Source organism: Aquisalibacillus elongatus, from assembly GCF_003843875.1.
Lineage (GTDB): Bacteria > Bacillota > Bacilli > Bacillales > Alkalibacillaceae > Aquisalibacillus > Aquisalibacillus elongatus.
This window is the reverse complement of sequence record NZ_RKRF01000002.1, coordinates 1-12,470: the sequence shown is the minus strand read 5'-3', so window position 1 is coordinate 12,470 and position 12,470 is coordinate 1. Positions and strand designations below refer to the sequence as shown.

General features: G+C 33.5%; 8 protein-coding genes and 2 pseudogenes. 6 read left to right on the top strand and 4 right to left on the bottom strand.

Annotated elements, in window-relative coordinates; translation table 11 throughout:
• Nucleotides 1–224 precede the first annotated feature (224 nt).
• From EDC24_RS00375 to EDC24_RS00360, 4 genes are all read left to right on the top strand, one after another.
• A complete protein-coding gene (locus tag EDC24_RS00375) occupies nucleotides 225–1,769 on the top strand; it encodes a type I restriction-modification system subunit M (protein ID WP_124218902.1) in 1,545 nt (514 codons plus the stop codon).
• Entirely contained in the window at nucleotides 1,766–3,001 is a 1,236-nt protein-coding gene (locus tag EDC24_RS00370; protein WP_124218901.1) for a restriction endonuclease subunit S, read from the top strand. Before EDC24_RS00375 ends, EDC24_RS00370 begins: the two co-directional genes overlap by 4 nt.
• A gap of 17 nt (nucleotides 3,002–3,018) precedes the next feature.
• Entirely contained in the window at nucleotides 3,019–6,087 is a 3,069-nt protein-coding gene (locus EDC24_RS00365) for a type I restriction endonuclease subunit R (RefSeq protein ID WP_245997925.1), read from the top strand.
• Between the two features lie 290 nt (nucleotides 6,088–6,377).
• Nucleotides 6,378–7,199, top strand: coding sequence for a hypothetical protein (locus EDC24_RS00360; protein WP_124218900.1), 822 nt, complete (start codon nucleotides 6,378–6,380; stop codon nucleotides 7,197–7,199).
• A 472-nt stretch (nucleotides 7,200–7,671) separates the two neighbouring features.
• Here EDC24_RS00360 and EDC24_RS00355 read toward each other — a convergent pair.
• The 4 genes and pseudogenes from EDC24_RS00355 to EDC24_RS00345 form a co-directional block, all read right to left on the bottom strand.
• Nucleotides 7,672–8,678 (bottom strand): annotated as a pseudogene (locus EDC24_RS00355) (tyrosine-type recombinase/integrase).
• Nucleotides 8,679–8,722: 44 nt separating this feature from the next.
• Nucleotides 8,723–8,875 carry a hypothetical protein gene (locus EDC24_RS15285; protein ID WP_245997924.1) on the bottom strand — a complete coding sequence of 51 codons (153 nt, stop codon included), beginning with the start codon at nucleotides 8,873–8,875 and terminating at the stop codon, nucleotides 8,723–8,725.
• A gap of 22 nt (nucleotides 8,876–8,897) precedes the next feature.
• Nucleotides 8,898–9,461: an ImmA/IrrE family metallo-endopeptidase gene (locus EDC24_RS00350; RefSeq protein ID WP_245997922.1), complete on the bottom strand. Its 564-nt coding sequence runs from the start codon at nucleotides 9,459–9,461 to the stop codon at nucleotides 8,898–8,900.
• A gap of 373 nt (nucleotides 9,462–9,834) precedes the next feature.
• Complete coding sequence (locus tag EDC24_RS00345; protein WP_124218899.1) at nucleotides 9,835–10,467, bottom strand: hypothetical protein; 633 nt, start codon at nucleotides 10,465–10,467, stop codon at nucleotides 9,835–9,837.
• Nucleotides 10,468–10,556: 89 nt separating this feature from the next.
• On the opposite strand from EDC24_RS00345, the gene EDC24_RS00340 reads away from it, so the two are divergent.
• Nucleotides 10,557–11,966, top strand: coding sequence for an amidase family protein (locus EDC24_RS00340; protein ID WP_425455166.1), 1,410 nt, complete (start codon nucleotides 10,557–10,559; stop codon nucleotides 11,964–11,966).
• A 259-nt stretch (nucleotides 11,967–12,225) separates the two neighbouring features.
• Nucleotides 12,226–12,470: pseudogene (locus tag EDC24_RS00335) on the top strand (class I SAM-dependent methyltransferase); the annotation flags it as partial.

Below are 12,470 nucleotides of genomic sequence, written 5' to 3'. Positions count from 1 at the left end.
CTTATAGATATAATTCAAGATCAACTTTATGTATCAATTGAGAATAGATAATTGAGCAGTTATTTAAATAGCAAACTCAAAAGATGTAAAAGCTTAACCATGTTTTAAGGTTAGGCTTTTTATTTTAAGATGTATCATAAGCTGGTCCTAATTATCAAATATTACATTCATATGTAAATTTGATACAATTAAGTTAGATGAATTACATTAGGGAGAGTGATAATATGCCTGCAAAAGCAGATATTGATTTTCAAAAAGACTTATTTGATGCTGCGACCAATATGAGAGGATCAGTAGCGCCAGCTGATTATAAACATTATGTCTTACCGCTTATTTTCTTACGCTATTTATCAAATAAATATGAGCAACGTCGAGAAGAGTTAGACGAACTTGTTAAAGACCCAAACAGTGATTGGTATTCACCAGATGAAGAGATGCAAAAAGTTATTAAAGAAGACCCAGATATGTACATGGCAGAAAACGTGTACGTTGTTCCTGAAGAATCTCGTTGGTCTTACATATTAAAACATGCAAAACAACCTAACATTAAAGAGATTCTGGACAATGCGATGAAACGTTTAGAAGAAGAAAACCCGGATTTAGAGGGTATGCTTCCGCGTATATTTCAAGGTAGTAACCTCCCAGCAGAAAATGTTTCTGGTCTAATTGAGATCTTTTCGCGTGATGTATTTAGCGCTAACGATGAAAGAAGTGTAGATGTACTAGGACGTGTGTATGAATACTTTATTTCTGAGTTTGCTTCAACAGAAGGCCAACGCGGGGGAGAGTTCTATACACCGTATTCTGTTGTATCACTACTAGTAAGAATGCTTGAACCGATTAAAGGTACAGTTTTTGACCCTGCTTGTGGTTCTGGTGGTATGTTTATTCAATCAGAAGAATATTCCCCACGTCGTCATGAGTTATCTTTTTATGGGCAAGAGAACGTTACAACCACAGCACGTCTAGGGAAAATGAATGTGCTTCTACATGGATTAAATGCAGACATGCGTTTAGGAAATTCATTACTTGATGATCAATTTCCAGACTTAAAAGCAGATTATGTAATTGCTAATCCACCATTCAACCAAGACAGTTGGGGAGCAGACCGAATTTCTAATGATGATCCTAGGTTAATTGGACCAGTTACAGACTCTAATGCAAACTACATGTGGATGCAGCATTTCTTTTCTCATTTAAGTGAAGAGGGATCAGCAGGATTTGTTATGGCAAATGGAGCAATGACAACGAATCAAAAAGGAGAAAAGCCAGTTCGTGAATGGTTTATTGATAATGGGTATATTGATTGTGTCGTGACTTTACCAGAAAAATTATTCCTTTCCACGGGAATCCCTGTTTGCTTATTTTTCTTAAGTAAAAATCGTGACGGAAAAGGAGAATACCGTGAACGTCATAATGAGATTCTGTTTATAGATGCTAGACAAAAAGGGTCTTCTGTAAGTCGACGTCAAAAAGCCCTATCAGAAGAAGAAATTGATGAGATTGCTGATGTCTATCATAAGTTCAAATTTGATGAAGAACCAATTGAGGATGTAGCAGGATTCTGTAAGGTATCTACACTAAACGCAGTTAAAGAAAATGACTATAAGTTAACGCCTGGGATCTACGTTGGTACAGAAGAAGTAGAAGGTGATGGCATCCCGTTTGAAGAGAAAATGGAAGAGTTAAGAACAAGACTTCTCAAACAGTTTGAAGAATCTGATCGCCTCCAAGAGAAAATCAAGAAAGATTTGGAGGGGTTAATATGATTAAAGGAAGTATTGAGGAATTAATTAGTGTTAATCCTAAGGTGAAATTAGAAAAAGGACAGGAATATCCATTTATTAGTATGGATATTGTTCAACCTTACTATAAACCCGTTTATCCTCTTGAGAAAAGAGAATTTAAGTCAGGTGGTAGTAAGTTTGAGGAAGGGGATACACTTTTCGCAAGAATCACCCCATGCTTGGAGAATGGAAAAACTGCTCAAGTAAAAGGGTTGGAAAACAGAAAAGGTTTTGGTTCCACTGAATTCTTTGTTCTTAGAGGTAAAGAAGGTATTACAAATAATGAGTTTGTATACTATTTAACTATAGATAAAGACTTCAGAAAAAGTGCAGAGAAGCTAATGACAGGGACTTCTGGAAGACAACGAGTAGATAAACAACAATTTTTAAAGCAAATTATCGAAATTCCCAATATAGATGAGCAAGTCAAAATTTCATCTATATTGAAAGGTCTCGATGATAAAATCGAACTCAACAATAAAATGAACCAAACCTTAGAGGAAATGGCCATGACCCTTTACAAAAATTGGTTTGTTGATTTTGGTCCTTTTAAAGATGGTGAATTTGTGGATTCTGAACTGGGTCGAATTCCAAAGGGTTGGGAAGTTGTAAGTCTTAAAGATGTGGTCACAACAAAATATGGTTATACCGCGAGTGCGAGTGATGAAAAAGTTGGTCCTCATTTCTTAAGAATAACCGATATTCAAGATAATTTTATCTCATGGAAAGATGTACCTTATTGTGAGATAGATGAAGATAACTTTAATAAATATAGACTTCAAAAAGGTGATGTTGTTATTGCTAGAACAGGTAATTCAACCGGCACAGTAGGCTATATTAATTCATTTGTTAATGCTGTATATGCATCATTTTTAGTAAGACTTAAACCAAAAACAAGAGATTTAAGCACTCATTTTCTGTACCTTTTAACAGTGTCGAGCGATTATCAAAACTACTTGCTTGGTGCAGCTTCGGGAACTACAAGAAAAGGTGCTAACGCAAAGTTGATGACTGAATATAAATTAGTGTTACCCCCTGGAAATGTTATGGAAGATTTTCATTCTAGTGTAGATAGCTTATTAGAACAAATAGAATTAAATTTAATGGAAAACACCGTGCTAACTAAGGTGCGTGATCTTGTTTTACCAAAACTACTATCAGGAGAAATCGATTTATCTGAAGCAGACGAGCATGTAAGAGAAATCACTCAGTAACAAAAGAGGAGGGATGTATGTATATGGGTAAGTTAGCTGAATCGGATTTTGAAGAGACGACGATTGAACGACTAGAACAACTTGATTATGAATACCGTCATGGACAGGAGCTTTACCAAAATGGTGAGCGTGAACGCAATCAGGAGGTAGCACTCCATGGACGTTTAGAAGCTTTTCTTCAAAGGACGTATCCAATGATTCCGTATGAAGAGCTTAGTCGATTGGTGTCTCGTTTTGTCTTAAATGAAGGTATTGGTTGGGAGGACCGTAATTTCTTTTTCCACCAACAGATGACAAAAGGGATTGAGTTTGATTACGAGGTTGATGGAGAAGAACGTTTTCAACATGTTTATCCAATTAATTGGAACGAACCAGAAGAAAATGATTTTTTAGTAGTTAATCAATTATCTATTAAAGGTAGAGACTCTCGCCGTCCAGATATGATTGTTTATATTAATGGTCTTCCTATGGTTGTGTTTGAGCTCAAAAACCCTAATGATGAAAATGCAACAGTGCATGATGCTTATACACAAATTCGTAACTATACCCATGACATCTCTCAACTCTTTGAGTATAATGCTTTTACGGTCGTATCAGATGGGATCGAAACGAAACACGGTATGCCAAGTGCAGACTATGATTTCTTTGCTTCATGGAAAACGATTAATGGTGTAGATGTTGATAATAATCTAGCCAATACGATGCGAACGCTAGTAGAAGGGTTATTTCCAAAAGACCGCCTATTAAACTATATTCGAAACTTTATCTTATTCCTAGATAAAGGGGATAGATATATAAAAGTCGGAGCGAAGTATCACCAATTCTTTGGTGTGAATTTTGCTGTAGAAGAAACAGTAAGAGCAACAAGTCCAGATGGTGATCGTAAAATTGGTGTCATGTATCATACGACAGGGTCAGGTAAGTCGATTAGTATGTTATTTTACTCAGCTATTCTTTCAAAACACCATGAGTTGGATAACCCAACTATTGTCGTTCAAGTTGATCGTACAGACTTGGATGAACAATTACATGATACGTTTTCAGAAGGTTATAGTTTAATAGGGCACATCCATCACGCAAAAAAGTCTGATGAACTTCGTGATATTTTGAAAGCTGAAGGTGGCCAAATTGCCTTCTCAACAATTGAGAAATTCCGTTTAAAAGAAGGGGAAGCAAAGCACCCAGTCCTTTCTGAACGAAGTAATATTATTGTAATTAGCGATGAGGCTCACCGTACACAAAGTGGGTTTGACGGTGGTTATGCTGCGCAGTTGCGTCATGCCCTACCTAATGCTTCATTTGTTGGGTTTACCGGAACACCTGTTAAACTTCTAGGGAATAATACTGAGGAAATCTTTGGCCACGTCATCCACCGTTATGATATGGCCCAAGCGGTACAAGATAAAGCTGTTTTACCGCTTTATTATGAGTCGCGTATGATACCACTTGATTATGATGGTGCAGATATTGATCGTGAGTTTTCTAATCTTGTTTCAGATGTTGGATTGGAAGATGAAGAATCTAACAATTATAAAGTGAAATGGGCAGCACTTGAGAAAGTAGTTGGGACACAAAAACGTTTAAGTAAGTTATCAGATAGTGTGTTAGACCATTTCAATAAAGCAGCTGATCCATACCAAAAAGGTATGATTGTCTGTATGAGCCGAGATATTGCAGTTAAACTTTATAATGAAATGAATAAACGAGATGACTGCCCTGAAGTTGAAGTGATTATGACGGGTAACATTTCAAAAGATCCAGAAAGCTGGCGACAAGTTAATCCAGGAAGTAAGTATGCTCACATTAAGACAAAAGAAGAACAAGAGGAAGTAAAAGCAAGATTAAAAGACACAGAAGATCCACTTAAACTAGTAATTGTTGTCTCAATGTGGCTAACAGGATTTGATGCACCAAACTTATCATTCTTATATGTTGATAAACCAATGAAAGGTCACAATTTAATCCAAGCGATTGCACGTGTTAACCGTGTATTCCCAGGCAAAGAAGGTGGATTAATTGTAGACTTTATTGGTATTGCAACGTCATTAAAAGAAGCAACAAACCAATATACAGGGGACAATGCTACAAATGACATGGATATTGATGTGTCAAAAGCTATAGAGGTCTTTCATGATAAGTTAAATGCCGTTCGTCAGCTAGTGGGTGATGTCAGTCATAAAGATGATTGGAGAAAGTTGTCCAAGATAGAGCGTGAGAACTATATTGGTGATCTAGTCAATGATCAACTTAACAAAGACCCTGAGTCATTTGTAGAAGCGTGTGTTAATTTAGAGAAAGCACATAAACTAATACGCCATTTAAATGAAATTCTTCCATACTCTGATGAAGTTACGTTATATCAGATGGTTAGAATTCAAATTAGAAAATATCTTGTATCGACAAGTAATAAGCGTGAGAAAAATGAAACGGTAGAAGAGCGCTTAAACAATATGATTGATGAACACCTTGAATCAAAAGAGCCGGTCGATATTTATCAAGTCGCTGGCATTGAAAAGCCAGATATCAGTATATTAGATGAATCGTTCTTAAATGATTTAGAAGAAAAACAAGAACATGAAGACCTTCGAATAAAACTGTTAAAGAAGTTATTAGAGGACCATATTAAAGTGAATTTCAAACCGAATAGTCCGAAAGAGAAAGAGATGAAAGAACTTCTTGAGAAAACACTTCATGATTACCACAACCGTATCATCCAAGCTGCAGATGTAGTAAGAATGATGGTTGATATGAAGAAGGAAGTTGACCAAGAAATCGACTTCAGAAAAGAATTAGGTCTTTCAGATGATGAAGCTGAATTCTATAAAGCTATAACAGCCCAAGAGATGGATGCTTTTGATAATGAGTTCTTAGCTGACCTTGTACACAAAGTAGTAAAAGAATTAAAAAAGAACCTATCACAAGACTGGCTAAGTGATCACCGCAAAAACATTTACGCAAAAGTCAGTATAGCTGTTAAGAAAGTTTTAATGGATGAAGGTATTAAAGGACAGCAAATGATGTTTTTATCAAAAGCCATTATGAAACAAGCAGAAGAACAATACAAAGATTGGCCAAGAGAGGCGTAAATGTGGCTAGTGAAATAAAAAGATGAGAATTGAAAGTGTATAAACACACCACCTGAATTCCAATGGCCAATTGCATGGAAAGTGTTAAAATATTTAAGAGATGCTTTAGAGTTCTGTATTGTTAATAAGTTTGCCCGCCAGCATTTTGTTTTTTGACTCACAAATGACTCACTTCTTATTAAATTGAGTTAAATTCAGTTTAATTTGAATTGGGACAAATCCCTTTATACCAGTATTTTTTAAACCATATTAAACTGAGTTAAATTTAGTAATTAGGTGATTAATAAATTATGGATACTGCCAAGTTAATAATCTCAATAATTCCAATTTTAATCTTTGCAATTAGATTTTTTTACAAGGTTATGAATATTACTGAAGTAGATAGAATATTAATACCCAAAAATGATTTTGATTGGATTAATATAGGTGAAGAAGTAATTATTACTTTAATAATAGTAGGGTCGTTAGGTGTTTTTTCTTTTTCACTCTCAGAAAGTATAAATTATAATTCAAGCTTTGTATATCAAGTTTTAGTCATAATATTAAAAATGATTGGTACAACAATATTAATCGCTAGTCTGTATTCATTATTACCTAGAAATGAATTTATTAAAAGTATTATTAAGTTTTCAATAATTATTTTTTATGTTTCAATTAACACACTATTAGCTACATTGTTATTCATTTTATTTAGCAACGGTTATTTAATTTATAATTTAATAGTCATTGCATTAGGGTTGTGTTTTTTATATTTCTTCTTTCTAAAATTTATTAAATTTATAATAAATTATTTCAGATTAACCTATAATACTGTAAATTATCAGTTAACTATAATAACCCAAAATCTTAATGAAACTTTAGAAAAATTATATTTTAAGTATACCTATAACGAAAATTACCAAATATTTTCAACATCACCCCAAAAAAATGAAAGCACCTTCTATGTATTGAATATAGGTAGTAATGTAATATATAAGTATAAAGCCATATATAATAACTTTAGTGAAAATTATTACGAGAACAATATAATAGTAAATAATTTTAGTATCAATCAACATACTCATAATTATTTCTTTATAGGTTATATATTAGTATTTATAATTTATTATTAATTATTTGTTATAAATAAACATATATATCAATCACTAATTGCGCCAGGACACAAGTAAACGCTGTTATAATAGTGAATAACCAAAAGTAATAACTCCCTCCGAGGGAACTACAAGACGAGAAATTACAATCGGAAAGGTAAAAATAAACGATATCTACTAATTAAGACATTTAAGATGTGATCCTCAACATAATTGTTACCTTATAAATAAATACATCATAAAAACAATGAGAATAAGTAACATAAAAGTAACGCAATCCAGTCAAATGTCATTAAAAACGGGTTTATAATGTGACTTGGTTAAAATGATAAAACCTATTATGGCGCACTTTTGGCATATACCAGTCACAATGTTACTTTATAATATAAAATGCCGGGCATGATGTAGAATGATTTTAAAACCCCTTGTATATCAAGGGGTTTTGCTATTTTTAAGGGTATTATATTTGAAAAAATCACATAAAAATCACATTTTATAACCTTTTAATTTTTTCTAGCTGTTTTTGATAAACCGATCTTACTTTTTCAGATGCATCTAATTTCATTCGCTCGGTCACATGAGTACAAATTTTTAATGTTGTTTGTGGATCTTCATGGCCAACACGTTTCATAATGGTTTTTAGATCAACTTTAGCTTCTGCAAGCATACTGATATGTGTGTGTCTGAAAATGTGAGGCGTCGCTTTTTTTGGATACCTGTCAATTGGATTAAGCGTTTCATTCTTGAACCACTAAATCTTGGTACTTGCGGATAACCGTTTTTATGACAGAATAAAAAATCTTCATCATGGTAGTCATCATACCAGTAACGATATTTAAAACGATTCTTTTTATTTTCATGAACAAGGTTTTGTAACAGATCCATAATCTCTGGCTCCATATCGATTAGTCGAATAGAACCCTCGGTCTTAGGTGGAGTTAGTTCATAATCACGCATATTATTGTTTTCATTGTACATGTTTTTTGAAATATCAATAGTTCGTTCTTCAAAGTCTAAATCACTCATTTTTAACGCAAGTAATTCTCCAGTGCGCATACCTGAAAAAGCTAAAGTATAGAATATTTCTTTATCTAACTCTAACCCTGCAGCATCTACCGTATCTAAAAACTCGTCTAATTCCTCAGTAGTTAAAAATTTCTCTGATATATTATCTTGTTTAATTTCTTCAACTTTTTTAGCCTTTTTAGGTACCACAATATCGCGGGCTGGATTATCTTTAAGCAAGTTAGCCTTAACGGCATACTTAAAAATCATATTGGCGCAATTGTTTATACCTAGAGAAGTGTTTCGTGCGTAGTCTTTAGCAATATTATTAATTACACTTTGATAGAAGCGATAATTAATGTCACTAAGAGGTTGTTTAGCCATGTATCTATTCAAAACATTAATTTCTTTTTGTCGAACGCGAATAGAACTTTTCTTTTTACCTGTTGCATCGTAAACCTCTAACCACTCATTAGCAAGTTCATTAAACGTCATTCGTTTAGCACGTTGAATATCTACTTCATCGAATGTTATTTGTCTTAAAGTTTCCTCCACACGCTTTTTAGCCTCACCCTTTGTTTTGCCTCGTCGTGATATTTGTTTACGTTTTCCTGTGTTGTATCTGGTGGACCATCTTCGACACAAACCCAACGCTCTTTTCCATTTTGAAGTTGAACTTTTCTGCAGTACATTATCTAGCCCCCTTTACTGGTATTATAGATAAATATGAGCTTGTAAAATGGTAGAATTTTTTTGATTTCGATAAATACGATCTAATCGTTCAGTGACTAATTCTTTTCGAACTTTAAAATTATCTGCCAAAGTTTCAATAATGAATTCATTCGTAAAATCATAGGTTTTAATCATATGAGCGGGAAGGGAAGCATATAAGGTGAAATGTCTAGCATCTCGTTCTTGAAGCTCTCTAAATGCTTCAGGCATCATGGTCTGTCTGCCACTGTGTCTTAGAATGTGGCATAATTCATGAAAAAATTGTTCGCGTTGAATTTCGACTCGTTCCCGTGAATCAATAACGATACCTTTATAACGTCCAAAAACATCATATCTTGCTGTCATGGGTTTTCTATGAAGGAAGATACCGTGTTTTAGAGAAATTTGATTAATATTCATATCTTGTGATGTCATGATCTTATTGTGTATGTACCAATTTGTAATCCAATCTTCTAATGCGCTAGTATAGTAATCTATCATTAACATCACCTCTACAACATTATACCGAACATATGTTTCATTTTTCAAATGTATAAGTTGCGTCATAAATTAACAACGTAAAATATAAATCTCATATATTTTTGATTTGTATTGTTAAAAATTTCTATATTATTTGGTGATAATGGATGTTCTACCAAAAAATATATGTTAAAATTAGGAAGAATACAAAACGAAATTAGCTTGGTAAATAACCTATTAAGGAGGAGTTATGTATGTCGGGTGTGGGTATCCCCGGGTTGATAATTACTTTGCTATTGTTAGCATTAATTATTGGTGCTGTATGGTTAATAATTCGTATGATAAAAAATTAGTTAAATCTATGTCTTTTTTAAAACAGTTATTGTGATTGATTGAATAAGCAAAGGGGAGTCCCAAAAAAGACTCCCCTTTTATTATGCCAATTATATATTTATAAATTTTATGGAGTTGCTAAAGTTACTGAACCAGACGGATAAGTAACTGTTGCAATTGCTTGAGCAGAAGCGTATGCAACCCAAGCATCATAATTTACTTCACCATCAGCTTTACAAAATTCATAGGTGTTACAGCTACTAGAAATCGCATCATCATAAACCAAACCGATGTAGGTTCCACCTGAACCTATGGGACCAAAGGCCACATGCCTAATTTCTACATCAATTCTATTAATATCTCTCCCATCTACTCCTACGCCGTAGGCAGTAATTTCACCACCATAACTTTGATTTACGATGTTCTGTATATCTTGCCACATATCTCCTGCGACCCAAACGCCAATTGTGCCATTATTATTGTATTTTGATTCACTAATATATTCTTGTAACTGAGCACCTTTTGACTCTACTTTAAAGTCTGAACTTGTTTTGTTTTCTCCTAAATAAGATTCAATAAGCTTTTGGTCATTTTTCGATAGTTTTTCTCCAATATCGTACTTATCCGCAATCTTCATTACTTTCTCTGTAATTTCAGCTTCAGTTAAGCTATTATTATTAAGATATGTACTAGCAAATAATGTTGTCGGAACTGATGTAATAATTAACACGATTGATACAATTAATAGAATCCTTTTCATAGATATTCCTCCTTGATTTTTTAATCGTACATCAATGGACTTTAACAAATCATTTAAATGAATACTCACCTCTAATGGAGAAGGGGGATATGTCATCAAAGGATTTAGTAATTTACTATTTAGATCGAATAGCAAGTATCGATCAGGATGGTATAGGTTTAAACTCAATCCTTGAAATTAATCCCGACTCAATCTTTATTGCTGAATCATTAGATTATGAAAGAAGAGTAAAAGGTAGCCGAGGTCCTTTACATGGAATTCCAGTATTATTGAAAGATAATATAGAAACTGCTGATTCTATGCATACAAGTGCAGGTACCTTAGCTTTAGAGAATAACATCAGTTCAAAAGATGCCTTTATAGTTGAAAGGTTACGTAAAGCAGGTGCAGTTATTTTAGGAAAGACAAACATGACAGAGTTAGCAAATGGTATGGCTAGTGATATGTGGGCTGGATATAGTTCAAGAGGTGGTCAGGTTTTAAACCCTTATAGTGATGACCCTACTCTTTTTGTTGGAGGCTCGAGTTCGGGTTCTGCTGTAGCTGTTGCAGCTAATTTTACGGTGTTATCAGTAGGAACTGAAACGGACGCTTCTATTTTGAGTCCAGCTATACAAAATTCTGTAGTAGGAATAAAACCAACAGTTGGATTAGTCAGTCGGTCAGGAATCATTCCTTTTACCTATTCTCAAGACACTGCAGGACCTTTTGCCAGAACAGTTACAGATGCGGCAATACTACTTGAAACACTAATAGGGGTTGATCCAGATGATGCTGCCACACATAAGTCTATTGATAGGAGTGAAATAGATTATTCCAATTGCTTAGATAAGTTGGGCTTAAAAGGAGCCAGAATAGGTGTTTTTAGAGATGCTTCAGATGAATTTTATCATTCAGAAGAATACCACGATAGTTTATTTTTACAAGCAATTAATAACTTAAATGATCAAGAAGCTAATATCATAGATAATATCGAAATACCCTCGTTCAACAGAGAATGGAAAATGGGAGTTGGTTTATATGAGCTGAAACACAGCTTAGATAATTACCTTTCAAAACTACCTCCACAAGCACCTGTGCATTCAATTTCCCAATTGATTCAGTTTAATAAGGAAATAGAAGAAAGGGCTTTGAAATATGGACAAAATAAACTGGAGCAAAGAGAGGAGTTTCAAAATACTTTACGAAATCCAGAGTACCTAAAAGCAAAAATTGAGGATTTATATTTCTCTCAAGATAAAGGGATTGATTACACATTAAATAAATATAATCTAGATGCAATATTATTCCCTTCTTATGTAGGATCAACTATATGTGCAAAAGCAGGATATCCCTCAATTGCAGTACCAGTTGGTTATATGGAAAGCGGAAGACCTTTTGGAGTAACTTTTGTTGGAACAGCATATAGTGAAGAAACATTAATTAAGATTGCTTATGCTTTTGAACAGACAACCAAATCGAGAAAAGTCCCCAAAATTAATAACGTAGAAACTTTATAAATTTTTGTCTTTTTAATACTGGTATGATGTTTAGTGAAATATATTTAAGTCTTTTAATAGAATTATAAAGACTTATTTGAATGGGAACGTTACTTATCAACATTAAGAAATAATCCTTTCAGACTTTATCAATTCAAAATAACTGATACTTGTATACCCCATGTTTTATTAGTTACTTTGTGAAGAATTGTACTTTAAGTAATGGGGGCAATAGTTTAAGAAAGCAATCATGATAAGTAAAATACAAAGGGGAAATAAAATGAAAAGTTCATTTTTATATAATATTACTGAGTCATATAACAAGAAAGCAGTTGAAAGAAATTCATCTAATATACCCGACTGGAAGGTTAAACAAAGAGAAATTTTTTTGAATCGTATACATAATGAAAGTTATAGTAACTTATTAGAAATTGGAGCAGGAACAGGGAAAGATAGTCTTTATTTCAAAGAGCAAGGATTAAATACATTCAGTACCGATATTTCATCTGAAATGATTAAGTTGTG